Here is a 17,624-nt window from a genome sequence, read left to right on the forward strand (position 1 = left end):
TAGAATCGAGCCTCCGCTAATCGACCAGGCCGCGCCACCAGCGGCCGCCTCAATGACGACTCAATCTCCCGTGGTGATCGTGGGCGCCGGCCTGGCCGGCCTGACCGTGGCCCTGCATCTGGCCGACCGCCTGCCGGTCGTCGTGCTGGCCAAGCGCGAGCTCAGCGAGGCGGCCACCGCCTGGGCGCAGGGCGGCATCGTCGGGGTGCTGGGCGAGGACGACAGCATCGACAGCCATGTGCGCGACACCCAGGACGCCGGCGCCGGCCTGGTCGACGAGGCGACCGCGCGCTTCATCGCCGAGCGCAGTGCGGCGGCGGTCGAATGGCTGGTCGGGCAGGGCGTGCCCTTCACACCCGACGACGACGGCCCGCTGGGCCTGCACCTGACCCGCGAGGGCGGCCATGCGGTGCGGCGCATCGCCCATGCGGCCGACGCGACCGGCAAGGCCATCCACGACCAGCTGCTCGACGCGGCGCGCCGGCATCCGAACATCACGCTGCGCGAGCGCTGGATGGCGCTGGACCTGATCACCTCGCGCCATCTGCACCGCGACGAAGTCCCGCATTGCTACGGCATCTACGCGCTGGACATCGACACGCAGAAGGTCGAGACGCTGCCGGCGCGCGCGGTGGTGCTGGCCACCGGCGGGGCCGGCAAGGTCTACCGCTACACCACCAACCCCGACACCTCGACCGGCGACGGCATCGCGATGGCCTGGCGGGCCGGCTGCCGGGTGGCGAACATGGAATTCATCCAGTTCCACCCGACCTGCCTCTACCACCCGCAGGAGCGCAGCTTCCTGATCACCGAGGCCTTGCGCGGCGAAGGCGCGCACCTGAAGCTGCCCGAGCATGTGGGCGGCGCGCGCTTCATGGCCGCGCACGACGAGCGCATGGAGCTGGCGCCGCGCGACATCGTCGCCCGCGCGATCGACTTCGAGATGAAGAAGCATGGCGTCGACCATGTGTGGCTGGACGCGACGCATCTGGGCGAAGACTTCCTGAAGTCGCATTTCCCGACCATCCACGCGCGCTGCCTGGCCCTGGGCATCGACATTGCGCGCGAGCCGATTCCGGTCGTGCCGGCCGTGCACTTCACCTGCGGCGGCGTCGTCACCGACCTGAACGGCCGCTGCGATCTGCCGGGGCTTTATGCGGTCGGCGAGACCACCTACACCGGCCTGCATGGCGCGAACCGCCTGGCCAGCAACTCGCTGCTGGAATGCGTGGTGCTGGGCCAGACCTGCGCCGACGACATCCTGGCGCTGCCGCAGGCCTCGCCGCCGGCCCTGCCGGCCTGGGACGAGAGCCAGGTCGAGAACGCCGACGAGCAGGTCGTCATCGCCCACAACTGGGACGAACTGCGCCTCTTGATGTGGAACTACGTCGGCATCGTGCGCACGACCAAGCGCCTGGAGCGCGCGCTGCACCGGATCGCGCTCTTGCGCAGCGAGATCGACGACTACTACGCCAACTTCCGCGTCAGCCGCGACCTGCTGGAACTGCGCAATCTGGTCGAATGCGCGGAGCTGATCGTGCGCTCGGCGCTCTTGCGGCACGAGAGCCGCGGCCTGCACTACAGCCGCGACTATCCGCGCACCTTGCCGGTCAGCTTCCCGACGGTGCTGATCACCGAGCGCGGCCAGCGCTAGAGATCGTGAGCCCCTCGTCCGCGGGTGCGCGGACGGTCCCCGAGGGACTCCCTTGTCGGCCGGCCTGAGCCGTCCGGCGAGCGATCAAATCGTCCTTGGGGCGGCCCGGCGGACGATTTGAGGGGGCTCAACCGGCCCGCGAGCGCAGCGCCGTGCGCGCCTCCACGAAGTTGAAGGCATAGCTGACCGCCTCGGCGATCGCGCTGTCGATCTCGGCGCGCTCGTGCTCGGTCAGGTAGAAGGCGAAGTCGACCTCATGGCGGATGTAGCGCGGCGGCAGGCGGTTCAGCGCCACGCAGGCGATGTCGCACAGCATGTCGCCGCTGAGCTCCAGATGGCCGTATTGCGGGGCCACTTCCATCACCTTGGCGAAGACCTCGCGTTCGTGATGGTTGTAGAGCGAGCTGAAGTCCTGGGCCATGGTGCGAGCCTGTCTGGGAAAGATGACAAGGGCAATTTATAGCGCCTCAGGCGGCGCCTATGCCCGGAACGAAGCCGGCTTGACCGGGCTTTTTCCCCGCTTTCAGCGCGGCGGTGAAGTCCAGCATCCTCTCGATGCAGGCCAGCGCCTGCGCGCGGATAGGCTCCTCGACCCGGATCTCGCCGCTGCCTTTTTCCAGGCAGTCGATCACGCCCTGCAGCCCGTTCATCGCCATCCAGGGGCAATGCGCGCAGCTCTTGCAGGTGGCGCTGTTGCCGGCGGTCGGCGCCTCGATCAGGGTCTTGCCCGGGGCCAGCTGGCGCATCCGGTGCAGGATGCCGTTGTCGGTGGCGACGATGTACTCCTGCGCCGCTCCCTCGACGACGGCCTTGATCAGGGCCGAGGTCGAGCCGACCACGTCGGCCTTGTCGACCACGCTCTTCGGCGACTCGGGGTGCACCAGCACCATCGCGCCCGGATGCTGCTCGCGCAGCAGATCCAGCTCCAGGCCCTTGAATTCGTCGTGCACGATGCAGGCGCCGTTCCACATCAGCATGTCGGCGCCGGTCTGCTCCTGGATGTAGCGGCCCAGGTGCCGGTCCGGCGCCCAGAGGATCTTCTGGCCCTGCGCCTTCAGGTGCGCGACGATCTCCAGCGCGCAGGAGCTGGTCACCATCCAGTCGGCGCGCGCCTTCACCGCCGCGCTGGTGTTGGCGTAGACGACGACCTGGCGGTCCGGATGGGCGTCGCAGAAGCGCGCGAACTCGTCGGCCGGACAGCCCAGATCCAGCGAGCAGGTTGCGTCCAGATCCGGCATCAGTACGCGCTTCTCGGGCGAGAGGATCTTGGCGCTCTCGCCCATGAAGCGCACGCCGGCCACGACCAGGGTCTGGGCCGCATGGTCGCGGCCGAAGCGGGCCATCTCCAGCGAATCGGACACGATGCCGCCGGTCTCCAGCGCCAGGTCTTGCAGATCGCCGTCCACGTAGTAATGCGCGACCAGTACCGCATTGCGCGCCTTTAGCAGCGCCGCGGCCCTGGCCTTCAGATCCCGGCGCTGGGCCGGGTTCAACGGCGCTGGCACCTTGGCCCAGGCATGGGCGGTGCAGCTGGCACCTTCGGCGTCCTGGCGGGTGTAATCGAAAAGAACTTGCTCGCTCATGCAGCGATTGTCGCCGAGCCCGGATTCAGCGCTCGAGCCAGGCCCGGAAGGCCCCGGCCCGCTCCTGGCTGATCAGCAGCTCGCCGTCCAGGGCCGGCGTCAGCTCCAGCCGCAGGCGCCCCTTGCCGGCCGCGGCGAAGCGGCGCACCGCGTCGGCGGCGACCAGCAGCTGCCGGTTGGCGCGGAAGAAGCGGCGCGGATCGAGCCGCTGCTCCAGCTCGCCCAGGGTCGGCTCGACCAGAAAGCGCTGGCCGGCGCGGTCGACCGCGAAGCTGAGCTTGTCCAGCGAGACGAAGCAGGCGATGGACGCGATCTCCAGTGCATGGAACTGGCCGCCCTTGCGGCCGACGATGCGTTGCTGCTGCTCCTGCGCTGCCGGGCCGCCGCCGAGCGCCTGCAGCAACTGCTCCAGCCTATCCAGGCGCGCATCGCGCGGCTCGGCGCGGAACAGCCGCGCCTTGGACAGTGCCTGGGCCAGGGCGGCATCGGAGACCGGCTTCAGCAGGTAGTCGACCGCCAGCGCCTGGAAGGCCTGCAAGGCGAAGCGATCGTAGGCGGTGGTGAAGATCACCGGAATCGCCAGCTGCCGCTCGCGGAACAGCTCCAGCGACAGGCCGTCGGCGAGCTGGATGTCGAGCAGCAGCAGCTCCGGCGCGGCCGCGCCCGCGTGGGCGGTCAGCCAGTCCAGCGTGCCCCGCACCGTGTCGCTGTGGCCGAGCAGCTGGACCTCGGGCGCCACGCGGGCCAGGGTCGCGATCAGGCGCTCGCGCGCCGGCGCCTCGTCCTCGGCGATGAAGACGGTCTTCATGCGGCGGACTCCAGCGGCCGCAGCGGCACCAGGGGGATGCGGACCTCGAAGACGCCGTCCTCGCGCCGCCGCTCCAGCGCGCGGCCGCTGAGCAGGCGGCAGCGCTCGTCCAGATTGGCCAGGCCCAGGCCCGGCGAGGGCAGGGCGCTGCGGCGCGGGCGCAAGGCATTGCGCACCTGCACCGCGTCGCCGGCAAGGCTGAAGTCCAGCCGCAGCGGCTGCGCCAGGCTGGCCTCGTTGTGCTTGATCGCGTTCTCCATCAGGGTCTGCAGCGCCAGCGGCGGCAATTGCCAGCGCGCGGTCTGCAGGGCCGGGTCCAGCTGCAGCGGCACGGCCGCGCCGAAGCGCAGCGCCAGCAGCCGGTGGTAGTGGCGCAGAAAGGCGAGCTCCTCGTCCAGCGGCACCAGATCGCGCTGGCGGCTGTCCAGCACATAGCGGTAGATCTCCGCCAGGGTGTCGCTGAACTCGCGCGCCAGCGCCGGCTTGCTGGCGATCAGATGGCCCAGGGTGTTCAGGCTGTTGAAGAGGAAATGCGGATCGAGCTGGGCCTTCAGCGCGGCCAGCTCCGCCTGCGCGCGGGCGCGCTCGAGGCGCTCGACGCGCAGCATGTCCGACTCGCGCTCGCGGATCAGGAACATGGTCTCGTAGGCATGGGTGACGAAGAGCACGCAGATCACATTGGTCGCGACGACCAGCTTCAGCGCCTCGACGTCGACGGCCAGGCCGGCGATCCAGAACCAGGCCAGCAGGGCCGCCACCGTCAGCGGCGCCGTGTACAGCACATTGGCGCTGACCAGCATCATCAGCTTGCGCAGCGGATGCGCGAACCAGTTCAGGTGTTCGCGCTGCTTGAACAGCAGCCAGCGATTGCCCCACCAGATCGCGCCGGCCAGCGCGACGAAGCCGATGAGGCCCAGCCAGAACACCGGCTCCCGCGCCGTCAGCGGGCCATAGAGATTGCTGATCCACGGAATCGTCAGGCCGAAGGCCAGCGAGCCGCAGGCCATCAGTGGCCGGTCGTCGAAACTGACCGGCGGCGGCTTCGGTTGAACGGTCTCGGCTTTCGGAACGCTCATCTGCGGTTTCGGTTTCCGGCGGCTAGGGTTCTGGCGGCGGCGGGTCCAGCATGGCCGCCTCGACGACCACCAGGGAGACCCCGATGGACAGCGTGCAATTCAACTACCCGGCCGTCATTGTGGCGGCGCTTTTGAGCTTCGTGATCGGCGGCGCCTGGTATTCGCCGATCCTGTTTGCGCGAGCCTGGATGGCCGAGGCCGGCATCGACGAGCAGCGCGCCCGCCAGGCGCGGCTGGGCCTGGTGTTCGGCCTCTCGGCCCTGGCCTCGCTGGTGATGGCCTTCAATCTGGCCGCCTTCATCGGCGCCAAGGCCAGCCTGGGCTTTGGCCTCTTCGCCGGCTTCGCCACCGGCCTGGGCTGGGTGGCGATGAGCCTGGCCGTCATCTACCTGTTCGAGCAGCGCTCGCTGAAGCTCTGGCTGATCAATGCCGGTTACCAGGTCGTCGCGTACACGGTGATGGGTGCGGTCATCGGCGCCTGGCGCTAGACCGTCGTCGAAGACGCCGCCGCCTCGGCCAGCAGCCACTGCTCGAAGGCGCGCACCGCCGGCCGGGTGCGGGCGGCCGGGTCGACGATCAGCTGGTAGGCGCGTGCCGAGGCGATATGCGCCTCGAAGGGGGTCACCAGCTGGCCGCTCGCCAGCAGCGCGTCGACCAGGGGCCGGCGGCCCAGGGCGACGCCCTGGCCGGCCACCGCGGCGGCGATCGCCTCGGCATAGCTGGTGAAGCTCAGGCGCGAGGCCGGGCGCAGATCGGCCAGGCCCCAGGCGCGCAACCAGGGCTCCCATTCGGCCGGCATGCCGCTGCCGGCGTCGCTGTCCATCGCCAGGTGCAGCAGGGTGTGGTGGACCAGATCGGCCGGCTCGCGCAGCGGCAGCGCCAGCTCGCCGACCAGGCCCGGGCTGCAGACCGGCTGCATCTCCTCCTCGAACAGCTGCAGGCCGCCGGGCACGGCGCCGACTTTGCCGTATCGCACCGCCAGGTCGAAGCCCTCGGCGGCCAGATTGCGATTGTCCAGGGTCGCGTCCAGCCGCACGTCGATGCCCGGATGGGCGCGGGTGAAGCCGGGCAGGCGCGGGATCAGCCACAGCGCGGCAAAGCCCGGCGTTGTCGTCAGCGCCAGCACCTCGCGCTGCTGCGGCGCGCGGATCTCGCGCATGGCGCCGCGCAGGGTCGCCAGGGCCACCGTGCAGGCAGCCAGCAGGCGCTGGCCCTCGCCGGTCAGCGCCAGCGCGCGGTGCCGGCGGGTGAACAGCGCTGCGCCGATCTCGTCCTCCAGCGCGCGCATCTGCCGGCTCATCGCCGACTGGGTGACGAAACGCTCGGCGGCCGCCTTGGTGAAGCTCAGATGCCGCGCCGCCGCCTCGAAGGAGGCGAGCAGGTCCAGCGGCGGGAGGCGGTCCAGCGGCCTGTTGTTATTGGCTCTTGGTTGCATGCGTCCAAGGAATGCGAAGAGTTCCGATTGATCGTTTGTGAACGATCGCGCGCTCGACGAATATTCGTCCGAGCCCGGCTTTTGTGCAAGCCCCCGCCGATGCTCGTCGGGCATGCGTACGGCGCATGCGAGAAAAGACCTTCCTCACCAGGAGTCCGCCATGCTGATCGACACCCCCAGCGCCCGCCTGCTGCTGCAACGCGGCCAGACCTCGCGCCTCAGCGGCGCCGCCCATGCCCATCTGGCGAGCGCCGCGGGCACGCTCTGGATCACGATCGACCATGACCGGCGCGACATCGTGCTGGAGCCCGGCCAGGGCTTCGATGTCGACAGCGCCGAGGATGTGCTGGTCTGCGCGCTCGGCGGGCCGGCCGTGCTCGATCTGCAGCCGCGGATGGCGGCGCTGGCGGCGGCCTGAGCATGGACGCCGTCGCCACCCTGCTGGCCGCGCTGCGCCGGCCGCTGCCGCCGGCCGAGCCGGCCCCCGCGCTCACCGCGCCCGAACGCCTGGCCCTGCCGGGCGGTCGCGCGGTGTTGCTGCGCACTATCACGGCGGCCGATGCCGAGGCCGAGCAAGATTTCGTCGCCCATCTGTCGCTTGATTCGCGGCACAAGCGCTTCCATATCGGGCTGCAGCGGCTGAGCCCGGGACTGCTGCGCCAGATGATCGAGGTCGACCAGCGCGACCATGTGGCCCTGGTCGCCGAGGTGCTCGACGGCAGTGGGGTACTGGTCGCCGACGCCCGCTATGTGCGCGATCCGGCCCAGCCGGACGCGGCCGAGTTCGCGATCGCCGTCGCCGACGACTGGCAGAGCCTGGGCCTGGGCCGGGCGCTGATGGCGCGGCTGGCGGCGCGCGCGCGGCGCGATGGCCTGCGCCGGCTGTTCGGCGATGTGCTGCACGGTAACCGGCGCATGCAGGTGCTGATGCAGGGCCTGGGCGCCACGGCCCATGCCCATCCCGACGGGCCGCAACTGATGCGGCTGGTCTTCGAGCTGGAGAACAGCCTCTAGCAGGCTGTTGAAAAACTGCTGCGGCGACCCGCTGCGTCGTTGCGCGGTGCTCGGAATCCTCACGTACCTCCAGTACGTTGCGGTTCCTGCGCTCCGGGCGCCTAGCCGCGGGCCGTCCTCGCGACGTTTTTCAACAGCCTGCTAGGCCTTGGCGAAGAAGCGGCTCGGCGGCATGCCCACCGTGCGCGTCACCATCGCGGTGAAGGCGCTGGCGCTGGCATAGCCCAGCTCGGCGGCGATATGGCTCATCGGCCGGCGCCGCGCCGCCATCGACAGCGCATGGGCCAAGAGCACCTGCGAGCGCCATTGCGCATAGCTGGTGCCCAGCTCGTTGCGGAACAGGCGGGAGACGGTGCGTGGACTGGCGCCGACCTCGGCCGCCCAGTCGTCCAGGCTGGCGTGGCGCCCCGGCGCGTTCAGCATCGCCTCGCACAGCCGCCGCAGGCGCTTGTCCTGCGGCAGCTCGACGCCCAGGCGCAGCGTGCGGGCGCGGCCAAGTTCGTCGACGATCAGCGCATTCATCAGCGGCTCGCGTGCCGGGTCGGGCGCCGCCTTGGGATCGGTCGGCAGCGCCAGCACCAGCTCGCGCAGCAGCGGCGAGACCTCCAGCACCCGGCAGGCCTGCCAGGCGGGGCCGTCCAGCAGCCCCGGCAGCAGGTAGAGCGTGCGCAGATCGGCCTGCTCGATCGCGCTGACCGCGTGGACCACGCCCGGTGGGATCCAGACCGCCCGCGAGGGCGGGACGATATAGGTACTCTGTTGTGCGCTGACCCGCACCGCGCCGGTGACCGAGAACACCAGCTGGCCCCAGTCGTGCAGATGCGGCTGGATGTCCATTTGGTGTTCCATCAGCCGCGCCTTGCCGCGCAGCGGTCGCTCGGGGCTCGGCGCATAGGCGTTCGGGTCCAGCGGCGGCAGCAGCTTGCGGGCGGTGCTCATTGGGGGAGCAGGTTGTGACTCAAATTCGATGAAGCTTGTCGAACTATCGTAACCCGGACGGCGCGGCCCCGCCTACAGTGCGGGCATGAATACCGCCACCCTCGCTCTGGATCCGCGCGACCAGGCCCGTCGCGACTACGGCACGATCAGCCTGATCGGCCTTGCCCATGGCAGCTCGCATTTCTTCCACATGCTGCTGCCGCCGCTGTTCCCGGCCTTCATCCGCGACTTCGGCCTCAGCTATTCGGAGCTGGGCCTGCTGGTGACGACCTTCTTCGTCATCTCCGGCATTGGGCAGGCGATGGCCGGCTTCCTGGTCGACCGCCGCGGCGCGCGGCCGGTGCTGTTCGCGGCGCTGAGCTGCTTCGTGCTGGCCTCCATCGCCGCCGGCCTGGCGAATGGCTTCGGCGGCCTGATGCTGGCGGCGGCGCTGGCGGGCCTGGGCAACTCGCCCTTCCACCCGGTCGACTTCACCATCCTGAACAAGCGCGTCTCGCAGGCGCGGCTGGGTCATGCCTTCTCGGTGCACGGCATCACCGGCAATCTGGGCTGGGCGCTGGCGCCGGTGTTCTCGATCGGCATCGCCACCGCCACCGGCAACTGGCGCTGGGCCTATCTGGGCACGGCCCTGGTCGCGCTGGCGGTGATCGCCGTGCTGCTGTGGCGGCGCGATCTGGTCGACGACCGCCAGGGCAGCTGGGGCCATGCCAAGCCAGCCGCCGGCGCCAAGGAAGAACATCCGATGGCCTTCCTCAAGCTGCCCTCGGTCTGGCTGTGCTTCTCCTTCTTCTTCTGGACCACGGCGGCGCTGTCGGCCGTACAGAGCTTCGCCAGCCCGGCCCTGGGCAAGATGTACGGCCTGCCACTGTCGGTGACCGCCTATGTGGTCACCGGCTACATGCTGTGCGGCGCGGTGGGCATGGTGATCGGCGGCTTTCTGGTCGCCAAGGTCGAGCGGCTGGAGCGCACGATCGCGCTGGCCATGCTGCTGGCCGCCGCGTTGCTGCTGCTGACCGCCAGCGGCTGGCTGCCGCCCTATGCGGCCGCGGCCGTCGCCGCCTTGGCCGGCTTCGGCACCGGCCTGGCCGGGCCCTCGCGCGACATGCTGATCAAGCGCGCCGCCCCGCCGGGCGCCACGGGCCGCGTCTACGGCACCGTCTACTCGGGCCTGGATGTCGGCTTCGCGCTGGCCGCGCCCGTCTTCGGCGCGCTGCTGGACCATGACCAGCCGTCCAGCGTCTTCGTCGGCGCGGCACTGGCGCTGCTGCTGGGCATCGGTTCGGCCGGCCTGGTCGGCCTGCGGGTCGCGGCGGGCCGCTTGAAGAGCGCGGTGGCCTAAGGGCCGTCTACCAGGGCCGTCAGCGGCGCGCCCCAGGAGATGGGCGGCGGCGGATGGGGCTGGACCGGGAAGCTGGGCGCCAGGGTCAGCTCGAGCGGCGTCTCGGCCGCCTTGTGCTCGACGACCAGGGCGGGATGGTCGAAGCGCCGTGCCGAATAGCTCTGCACGACGGCGCCCGAGACCAGGGCGGCGCCGTCGACGAACAGGGTGAAGCAGCCATCGCGCAGCCGTCGGCCGCCGGCCGGCTCGGCGCCGGCGCCCGGCTGCGAGACGCGGCCTCCCTGCCACCGGAGGCTGGCCGCCTCGTCCAGCCAGCGCGCCTGCAGCGGCTCGGCGGTTTCGGGGAAGGCCAGGCGCTGGAAGTCCTGTCTTCGATGCGCATGCTCGCACAGCGAAAGCTCGCCGGGCCGTGAGGGCTGGAACAGGCGCAGGCGCCAGCGTTGCTGCGCCTCGGGCCGGACGGCCTCCTGGGCAGGGTGCTGCTGCGCCTGTGCGCTCATGCACAGGAGCGCGGCAGTGCCCGCCAGCAGCCAGCAAGGTTTTCGCGATCGCAAGGCCTCATCCCCTCGGCTTGAACTCGGCCGGATCATAAAAGGCCTCGGCAGGTAGCCGGCTCGCGGCAAATAAGATTGCCAATCCGCGGGCGCGACAAGGAGCGCTGATCGTGGTGCGGGGACGCGCGATTGCCCCGGGCACCACGATTGCCGCGCCGCTGCACAGGATGCCTGCCAGGAGCTGACGATGAATCCCGCCCCGCCTTATTCCAGCCAGGAGCCGAGCCGCGCCGAGGTCGAGGCGATGGCGGGCTGCACCGTGCTCGAGTTCGGCGCCAACTGGTGCGGCATCTGCCAGGCCGCGCAGCGGCAGATCGGCGAGGCGCTGGCGGCGCAGGGACCGCTGCGCCATCTGAAGATCGAGGACGGCCGCGGGCGGCCGCTCGGGCGCTCCTTCGGCATCAAGCTGTGGCCGACGCTGGTGATGCTGCGCGACGGGCGCGAGGTCGCGCGCGTCGTGCGGCCCGCCGGTGTGCGCGAGATCGCCGCTGCGCTGGCGCGGCTCGCCGACCCGCCGGCTGCCTGAGCTGGGGTCTACTGCGCGTCGCGCTCCCGCAGCGCGTTGTGCAGCGCGGTCGCGGCGATGGCGCCATGGCCGAAGGCGACCGCGATCTGGTCCAGCGCGCTGACCAGATCACCGGCCGCATAGAGACCGTCGACGCTGCTGCGGCAATGGGCATCGACGACGACCGCCCCGCGCTCGTCCAGCCGCGCGCCCAGCTGCGCCGCCAGCGAGTTGCGCGGGCGCACGCCCAGCGCCGCGTAGAGCACGTCGAAGCGCGGCTGCGTCGCGTCGCTCATCCGCACCCGCGCCCCGCCCGCGTCGAGTTCGAGCGCTTCGGCCACCGGCGTGTCGGGCGGGCCGCTCAGCGCGATCACGCGCACGCTGGCCGCATAGTCGCGCAGGAAGTCGGCCTCGTGCTCGGCATGCGCGGTGTCGCCAAGCACGCCGATATGCCGGCCGCTGTGCTCGTGGCCATCGCAGATCGGGCATTGGCGCAGCAGGTCGGCCTCGCAGAGCTGCGCGGTGCCGGGCAGCGCCGGCAGCCGGTCCTCGACGCCGGTGCACAGCAGCAGGGTTCGCGTCCGCAGCGGCAGCGTCTCGGCGGCGAAACGCAGCTCGAACAGCCCGTCCTCGCGACGCTGCGCGCTGCCGATCTCGCCGTGGATCACCGCGCCGCCGAAGCGGCCCAGCTGCCGCTGCAGGCGGCGTATCAACTCCGCGCCGGCAATGCCGTCCGGGTAGCCGGGGCAGTTGTGCGAGCGACTGACCTTGAGCAGGCGGCTGCCGCCGGCATCGACCAGCAACACTCGGCGATGGAAGCGCCGCAGATAGATCGCCGCGGTGAGGCCGGCCGGCCCGGCGCCGACGATCAGGCAGTCGAAAGAGGCGGTGTTCGGCAAGATGGATGAGTGATGAGAAAAAGCGGGGTGGGGGACGCTTGCCGGCCTCGGCAATGGCCATGCCCGCCGCGCCGGGCGGGCGACTGTCGGCGCCAACCTACAGCGAAAGCAAGCGCGGGCCTACCGCGGCGAGGAGGGGGAAGTCTCACGATGCGGGCACCCAGCTTTCCATTCGGAGGTCCATCATGCCGACACCCGCCAAAGCCAGCCCGTCCCCAGCCCGTCCCGCTGCCAGGAGCGCCGCCCGCCCCGCGCGCCAGCCGGATGCGATCGCGATACTGCGCGAGGATCACAAAAAGGTCGCCGCGCTGTTCGAGCAGTACGAACATGCACGGTCCGCCAGCGTCAAGCGGCGGCTGGTCGAGACGATCTGCCACGAGCTGAAGGTCCACACCGCGATCGAGGAGGAGGTCTTCTATCCGGCCTTCAAGGCCGCCCTGAAGGACAAGGAACTGGTGCCCGAGGCACGCGTCGAACATGCCTCGGTGAAGAGCCTGATCGAGCAGGTCGAGGGCCGGGAGCCCGATGGCGAGGACTTCGACGCCAAGCTCAAGGTGATGGGCGAGTTCGTCAAGCACCATGTGAAGGAGGAGCAGAACGAGATGTTTCCCAAGGCGCGCAAGTCCCGGCTGGACCTGGTCGAGCTGGGCCGGCTGATGGCCGAGCGCAAGCAGCAGCTGATGGCGCACTGAGCGCCGGAAGTCATGGCCGCCGCCAATGCGCGCAAGGCCGGCTCCGCGGCGGCGGCCAAGGCGCTCGCCGAGGACGAGGGCAATGTGCTGCAGCGGCTGGGCCCGGGCCTGATCACCGGTGCGGCCGACGACGACCCCAGCGGCATCGCCACCTACAGCCAGGCCGGCGCGCAGTTCCGCTTCGGCCTGGTCTGGACCCTGCTGCTGACCACGCCGTTGATGATCGCGGTGCAACTGGTCTCGGCCCGCATCGGCTACGTCACCAGCCGCGGCCTGGCGGCCAATATGAACCGGCTCTGCCCGCGCTGGGTGACGGTGGCCGTGGTGGCGGCGCTGGTGGTCGCGAACACCATCAATATCGCCGCCGACGTGTCGGCGATGGCCGAGGCCACGCGGCTGCTGCTGCAGGGCCCGCAATGGCTTTATGTGCTCGCCTATGGCGTGCTGTCGGCGCTGGCCCAGGTCTATATCAGCTACGAGCGGACCGTGCGCGTGCTCAAGTACCTGACCCTGGTGCTGTTCGCCTACGTCGCCCTGGTGCTGGTGCTCAGGGTGCCCTGGGCGCAGGCCTGGTCGGAATCGATCCGCCCCTGGGCGCATCTGCAGCAGGGCTCGCTGAAGGACTATGCGGCCATGGTGGTGGCGATGCTGGGCACGACGATCTCGCCCTATCTGTTCTTCTGGCAGGCGACGCAGGAGGTCGAGGACCAGAAGTGCCGCCCGCTGTCCGAGGCGCAGCGCCATCAGCCGCAACGGATGAAGGCGCATCTGCGCTCCATGCGGCAGGACACCTTGATCGGCATGCTCTTGTCCAACGGCATCGCCTTCTGCATCGTCTTGTCGGCGGCGGTGGCGCTGAACCTGAACGGACATACGAATATCCACTCCTCGGCCGACGCCGCCGCGGCGCTGGAGCCGGTGGCGGGGCGCATGGCGCTGGCGATCTTCAGCCTGGGCATCATCGGCACCGGCCTGCTGGCGATCCCGGTGCTGGCCGGCTCGGCGGCCTATGCGGTCAGCGAGGTCTTCGGCTGGCGCGCCGGGCTGTCCAGGCGCTTCCAGGACGCGCGCGGCTTCTATTCCATCATCCTGACCGCGACCCTGTTCGGCACCGGCCTGAGCCTGTTCCAGGTCGATGCGATCGCGGCCCTGGTCTGGAGCGCGGTCATCAACGGCGTCATTGCGGTGCCGGTGATGGCCATCCTGCTGCTGATCGGCCGCTCGAAGTCGCTGATGGGCCGCTACACGGTGCCGCGCGCGACCGAATGGGCAGGCTGGGTCGCCACCGGCGTGATGGGCCTGGCGGCGGTGCTGATGTTCGTCACCATGGCCTGACGCGGCCCGGCTATTTGTCGAAGGCGGCCAGCGCGCCGCGCAGGTTCTCCAGCGTGGCCGGCTTGACCAGGTGCTCGTCGAAGCCGGCGTTCAGCGCGCTGCGCCGGTCCTCCGGCTGGCCGTAGCCGGTCAGCGCCACCAGCCGGACCTCGGCGGTCTCGGCCGCGGCGCGCAGCCGGCGCGCGACCTCGTAGCCGTCCATCTGCGGCAGGCCGATGTCCAGGAAGATCACCTCGGGGCGCCAGTCGGCCGCGACGCGCAGCGCGTCGTCGGCGCTGAAGGCGGTGCGCAGCTCATGCTGATCGGCCTGCAGCAGCAGCTCCAGCGATTCGGCCGCGTCCTGGTTGTCGTCGACCACCAGGATCCTGAACGGCCGCTGCGGCGGCCGCTCCGGCGCCGCCACCTGCGCCGCGGCGGCCTGCACCAGCGGCAGGCGGATCTCGAAGCGCGCCCCCTGGCCCAGGCCCGGGCTGCTGGCGCTGACGCGGCCGCCGTGCAGTTCGACCAGGCCCTTGACCACCGACAGGCCGATGCCCAGGCCGCCCTGGGAACGGTCCAGCGTGCGGTCGCTCTGCACGAACAGATCGAAGATGTCCGGCAGCAGCTCGGGCGCGATGCCGGGCCCGTTGTCGGTCACCGACAGCACGCCTTCCGCGCCCTCGCGCCGCACCGCGATCTCGATCTGCCCGCCCGGCTCGGTGTACTTGGCCGCATTGCTCAGCAGGTTCACCACGCTCTGCTGCAGCCGGATCGGGTCCGCGCTGACCGGCAGCGGGTCGAGGCTGGGCAGGACGGTCACGCGGTGCTGGCGCGCCTTCAGCAGCGACTCGGTCGCCTCCAGCGTCGGCGCGACGATCGAGGAGAGGTCCAGCGCTTCGCGCTGCAGCTCGACCCGGCCGCGGTTGATGCGGGAGACGTCGAGCAGGTCGTCGACCAGGCGCGAGAGCTGCAGCGCCTGCCGGTTGATGATCTCGATCACGCGCGCCGCGCTGGCGTCCGGATGGCCGAAGCGGCGCAGCAGCTCGCTGGCGCTGCGGATCGGCGCCAGCGGATTGCGCAGCTCATGCGCCAGCATGGCCAGGAACTCGTCCTTGCGCCGATCGGCCAGGCGCAGCGATTCCTCCATCTGCTTGCGCGCCGTGATGTCGAAGGAGACGCCCGACAGCGCGACCGCCTCACCGCGCTCGTCGCTGAGCACCGTGCCGCGCAGTTCCAGCCAGCGCAGCGAACCGTCGCGGCGCAGCACGCGCAGCTCGTCCTGCAAGGGTCCGCCCTCGGCGATCGCACGCTCGAGCAGCGCCCGGTGGCGGCCGGCATCGTCCGGATGGATCAGCGCATCGGCCTCGTCGACGGTCAGCGGCAGCGCGTCGAGCAGCTGGCGCGCGTTCTCGGACAGGCTAACGCGGCGGCTGGCCAGGTCGACCGCCCAGGTGAAGAGCCGGGCCTGGGCCAGGCCCAGGCGCAGCTGCTCCTCGGCGACGCGCCGCATCCGGTCCAGCGCCAGCATCGCGCCGACCCGCGCCAGCAGCTCGCGCGCGCTGAAGGGCTTGACCAGATAGTCGTCGGCGCCGGCGTCCAGCCCCTCGATGCGCGCCTCCTCGCCGGCGCGCGCCGACACCAGCACCAGCGGGATCGTGCGCAGCTGCTCGTCCTCGCGCAGCCGCTTCAGCAGGCCGAATCCGTCCAGGCGGGGCATCATCACGTCGGACACCACCAGGGCCGGCCGCTGGCGCCGGATCGCGGCCAGCGCCTCGATGCCGTCGCCGACCGTCTCCACCTCGTACAGCGGCTCGAGCAGGCGGCGGATGTACTGCCGCATATCGGCGTTGTCGTCCGCGATGATCACGCGGGCGCCCTGGATGCCCTTGTAGCGCTCGCCCAGCGGCGCGGCCGGCGCGGCGGCGCCGTCGGCCGGCGCGTCATCGTCCGGCTCGACCCAGCGCAGCGCTTCCTGCACATAGGCGATGTGCTGGGTGGAGGCCGGCTCGTCCTGGGCCGGCAGCAGCTGTTCCGGTGGCAGATGGCTCTTGCCGAGCGGCAGGCGCACCCGGAAGGTGCTGCCCGCGCCCGGACGGCTCTCGACGCCGACTTCGCCGCCATGCAGCTTGACCAGCTCGGAGACCAGGGCCAGGCCGATGCCGCTGCCCTCCTGGGTGCGCCCGATCGCGCCCTCGATGCGGTGGAAGCGCTCGAACAGGCGCGGCAGCTGCTCCTGCGCGATGCCCACGCCGCTGTCGGCGACCTCCAGGATGGCGTGCCGCTCCTCGGCGCCGATGCGCACCTCGACGCTGCCCTGCAAGGTGTACTTCAGCGCGTTGGACAGCAGGTTCAGCAGCACGCGCTCCCACATATCGCGGTCCACATAGGCCGGTATCGGCGTCGCATGGCAGCGCACCGTGTAGCGCAGGCCGGCCCGCTCCATCGCCGAGCGGAAGCTGCTGGCGATCTCCTCGCTGAGCCGGCACAGATCGACCAGGCGGTAGCTGGCCTTGTGGCGGCCGGCCTCGATGCGCGAGAACTCCAGCAGCGCGTTGACCAGCTTGGCCAGGCGCTGCGCATTGCGCTCGGCCATGCGCAAGGGCGGCTGCAGCGGCGGCGGCAGGCGTTCGTCGTGCAGGCTGTCGGCCAGCGGGCCCATCATCAGGGTCAGCGGCGTGCGCAGCTCATGGCTGATATTGGAGAAGAACACCGTCTTGGCGCGATCGAGTTCGGCCAGCTGCTCGGCGCGCCGGCGCTCGCGCTCGACCGTTTCGACCCGGATCGCCGCGCCGGACAGGGCCAGGGCGACGCGCTCCAGAAAGGCCTGGTACTCCGGGTCCAGCCGCAGCCGCGGGCTGATGCCGATCAGCAGCACGCCCTCGGGCCGCTCCGGCGCTAGGCCAGCGAGCGGCAGCAGCAGCGCCTGCTCGCAGGCCTCGGGCCAGGGCGCGACGGTCAGCGCATGAGCCAACCGCGCCGACAGGTCCTCGACCAGCAGCGGCGCACCGTCCGCCAGCACCTGCGCGAGCGGCAGTCGCTCGTCCAGCTCGGGGGCCGCGGCCGGCAGCCGCAGCGCGGCGCTCAGCGTCTGCGTGGCCGGGTCGAGCCGGTACAGCGTCGCGAACGGAATGTCGTGCGGATCGCTGGCCAGCAGCTCGGCTGCGCGCGTCCAGATCTCGTCCAGCGAGCCCGCCAGCGCCAGGCTCTCGTTGAAATCGCGCAGCAGCCGGGTGCGGCGCTCGCCGATCACCCGGTAGGTGGTTTCGAGCACCGCGTTGAAGATGCCCTCGACCCGGCCGTTCTCCCCGCGTATCGGGCTGAAGGTGTAGTCGAAATAGCATTCCTCGACAAAGCCGTGGCGGCGCATCGCCAGCAGCTGGTCGGTGGAGCGGGTGGCGCGGCCGGTCCGCACGACGCTGTCGAACAGCGGGCCGATGGTGTCCCAGATCTCGGGCCAGACCTCGGCGGCGGCGCGCCCCAGCGCCCAGGGATGCTTGGAGCCGAGGATGGGGCTCCAGTCGTCGTTGTAGAGCAGGGCCAGCTGCGGCCCCCAGTAGATCGCAATCGGGAAGCTGCTGCCCAGGCAGATGCTCAGCGCCGAGCGCAGGCTTTGGGGCCAGTCCTGCACCGGGCCGACGGCGGTGCCAGGCCAGTCCACCTGCCGGATGGCGGTGGCCAACTGGCTATCCCCATCGATGAAGTCGAACGGGCCGTCCCCGCTCGCTGCTGCTGCGCTGCTCATCTGCCCTCCGTCGCGTTTTTGCCGGGATCCTAATGCGCGATCGCGTCTGGCGATGGACGCTAACCCGGCT

At 70.8% G+C, this 17,624-nt stretch carries 17 protein-coding genes; 8 read left to right on the forward strand and 9 right to left on the reverse strand.

Features of this window, described 5'->3' with window-relative positions:
- The first annotated feature begins 52 nt into the window (after nucleotides 1–52).
- On the forward strand, nucleotides 53–1,654 hold the full coding sequence (gene nadB / locus QWJ38_RS06675) for an L-aspartate oxidase (RefSeq protein ID WP_290358279.1): 1,602 nt from the start codon (nucleotides 53–55) through the stop codon (nucleotides 1,652–1,654).
- 127 nt (nucleotides 1,655–1,781) lie between these two features.
- On the opposite strand, the gene QWJ38_RS06680 is transcribed toward nadB, so the two are convergent.
- The 4 genes from QWJ38_RS06680 to QWJ38_RS06695 are packed head-to-tail and all read right to left on the reverse strand — an operon-like array spanning nucleotide 1,782 to nucleotide 5,121.
- Entirely contained in the window at nucleotides 1,782–2,075 is a 294-nt protein-coding gene (locus QWJ38_RS06680) for a late competence development ComFB family protein (RefSeq protein ID WP_290358280.1), read from the reverse strand.
- 46 nt (nucleotides 2,076–2,121) lie between these two features.
- Nucleotides 2,122–3,237, reverse strand: coding sequence for a quinolinate synthase NadA (gene nadA, locus QWJ38_RS06685; protein ID WP_290358281.1), 1,116 nt, complete (start codon nucleotides 3,235–3,237; stop codon nucleotides 2,122–2,124).
- A gap of 25 nt (nucleotides 3,238–3,262) precedes the next feature.
- Nucleotides 3,263–4,045, reverse strand: a complete 783-nt coding sequence (locus tag QWJ38_RS06690) for a LytR/AlgR family response regulator transcription factor (protein ID WP_290358282.1) — start codon at nucleotides 4,043–4,045, stop codon at nucleotides 3,263–3,265.
- Nucleotides 4,042–5,121, reverse strand: a complete 1,080-nt coding sequence (locus QWJ38_RS06695; protein ID WP_290358283.1) for a sensor histidine kinase — start codon at nucleotides 5,119–5,121, stop codon at nucleotides 4,042–4,044. Before QWJ38_RS06695 ends, QWJ38_RS06690 begins: the two co-directional genes overlap by 4 nt.
- Nucleotides 5,122–5,204: 83 nt before the next feature.
- Here QWJ38_RS06695 and QWJ38_RS06700 point away from each other — a divergent pair, with 83 nt between their 5' ends.
- Nucleotides 5,205–5,609, forward strand: coding sequence for a DUF1761 domain-containing protein (locus QWJ38_RS06700; RefSeq protein WP_290358284.1), 405 nt, complete (start codon nucleotides 5,205–5,207; stop codon nucleotides 5,607–5,609).
- On the opposite strand, the gene gcvA is transcribed toward QWJ38_RS06700, so the two are convergent.
- Nucleotides 5,606–6,556 (reverse strand): transcriptional regulator GcvA, encoded by a 951-nt coding sequence (gene gcvA, locus QWJ38_RS06705; protein WP_290358285.1) that lies wholly within the window; start codon nucleotides 6,554–6,556, stop codon nucleotides 5,606–5,608. The two genes, QWJ38_RS06700 and gcvA, sit on opposite strands and share 4 nt — an antisense overlap.
- Nucleotides 6,557–6,716: 160 nt before the next feature.
- On the opposite strand from gcvA, the gene QWJ38_RS06710 reads away from it, so the two are divergent.
- Both QWJ38_RS06710 and QWJ38_RS06715 read left to right on the forward strand, forming a co-directional pair.
- The gene (locus QWJ38_RS06710; RefSeq protein ID WP_290358286.1) at nucleotides 6,717–6,974 is read left to right on the forward strand and encodes a DUF2917 domain-containing protein; all 258 of its coding nucleotides are present in this window, start codon (nucleotides 6,717–6,719) and stop codon (nucleotides 6,972–6,974) included.
- A gap of 2 nt (nucleotides 6,975–6,976) precedes the next feature.
- Nucleotides 6,977–7,570, forward strand: coding sequence for a GNAT family N-acetyltransferase (locus tag QWJ38_RS06715; RefSeq protein WP_290358287.1), 594 nt, complete (start codon nucleotides 6,977–6,979; stop codon nucleotides 7,568–7,570).
- A 141-nt stretch (nucleotides 7,571–7,711) separates the two neighbouring features.
- Here QWJ38_RS06715 and QWJ38_RS06720 read toward each other — a convergent pair whose 3' ends face one another.
- Entirely contained in the window at nucleotides 7,712–8,509 is a 798-nt protein-coding gene (locus tag QWJ38_RS06720) for an AraC family transcriptional regulator (RefSeq protein WP_290358288.1), read from the reverse strand.
- An 85-nt stretch (nucleotides 8,510–8,594) separates the two neighbouring features.
- On the opposite strand from QWJ38_RS06720, the gene QWJ38_RS06725 reads away from it, so the two are divergent.
- Entirely contained in the window at nucleotides 8,595–9,848 is a 1,254-nt protein-coding gene (locus QWJ38_RS06725) for an MFS transporter (RefSeq protein ID WP_290358289.1), read from the forward strand.
- Here the strand turns inward: QWJ38_RS06725 and QWJ38_RS06730 are convergent.
- Nucleotides 9,845–10,348 carry a hypothetical protein gene (locus QWJ38_RS06730; RefSeq protein ID WP_290358290.1) on the reverse strand — a complete coding sequence of 168 codons (504 nt, stop codon included), beginning with the start codon at nucleotides 10,346–10,348 and terminating at the stop codon, nucleotides 9,845–9,847. The genes QWJ38_RS06725 and QWJ38_RS06730 overlap by 4 nt on opposite strands.
- A 241-nt stretch (nucleotides 10,349–10,589) precedes the next feature.
- Here QWJ38_RS06730 and QWJ38_RS06735 point away from each other — a divergent pair, with 241 nt between their 5' ends.
- Nucleotides 10,590–10,928, forward strand: coding sequence for a thioredoxin family protein (locus QWJ38_RS06735; RefSeq protein WP_290358291.1), 339 nt, complete (start codon nucleotides 10,590–10,592; stop codon nucleotides 10,926–10,928).
- Between the two features lie 8 nt (nucleotides 10,929–10,936).
- Here QWJ38_RS06735 and QWJ38_RS06740 read toward each other — a convergent pair whose 3' ends face one another.
- Complete coding sequence (locus tag QWJ38_RS06740; protein WP_290358292.1) at nucleotides 10,937–11,806, reverse strand: NAD(P)/FAD-dependent oxidoreductase; 870 nt, start codon at nucleotides 11,804–11,806, stop codon at nucleotides 10,937–10,939.
- Between the two features lie 185 nt (nucleotides 11,807–11,991).
- Here QWJ38_RS06740 and QWJ38_RS06745 point away from each other — a divergent pair, with 185 nt between their 5' ends.
- Both QWJ38_RS06745 and QWJ38_RS06750 read left to right on the forward strand, forming a co-directional pair.
- Nucleotides 11,992–12,498, forward strand: a complete 507-nt coding sequence (locus QWJ38_RS06745) for a hemerythrin domain-containing protein (RefSeq protein WP_290358293.1) — start codon at nucleotides 11,992–11,994, stop codon at nucleotides 12,496–12,498.
- Nucleotides 12,499–12,510: 12 nt separating this feature from the next.
- The gene (locus QWJ38_RS06750; RefSeq protein ID WP_290358294.1) at nucleotides 12,511–13,833 is read left to right on the forward strand and encodes an NRAMP family divalent metal transporter; all 1,323 of its coding nucleotides are present in this window, start codon (nucleotides 12,511–12,513) and stop codon (nucleotides 13,831–13,833) included.
- A 10-nt stretch (nucleotides 13,834–13,843) separates the two neighbouring features.
- Here the strand turns inward: QWJ38_RS06750 and QWJ38_RS06755 are convergent, their stop codons facing one another.
- Nucleotides 13,844–17,554 carry an ATP-binding protein gene (locus QWJ38_RS06755; RefSeq protein WP_290358295.1) on the reverse strand — a complete coding sequence of 1,237 codons (3,711 nt, stop codon included), beginning with the start codon at nucleotides 17,552–17,554 and terminating at the stop codon, nucleotides 13,844–13,846.
- Nucleotides 17,555–17,624: the final 70 nt, after the last annotated feature.

The organism is Roseateles violae (assembly GCF_030410485.1).
GTDB lineage: Bacteria > Pseudomonadota > Gammaproteobacteria > Burkholderiales > Burkholderiaceae_C > Roseateles_D > Roseateles_D violae.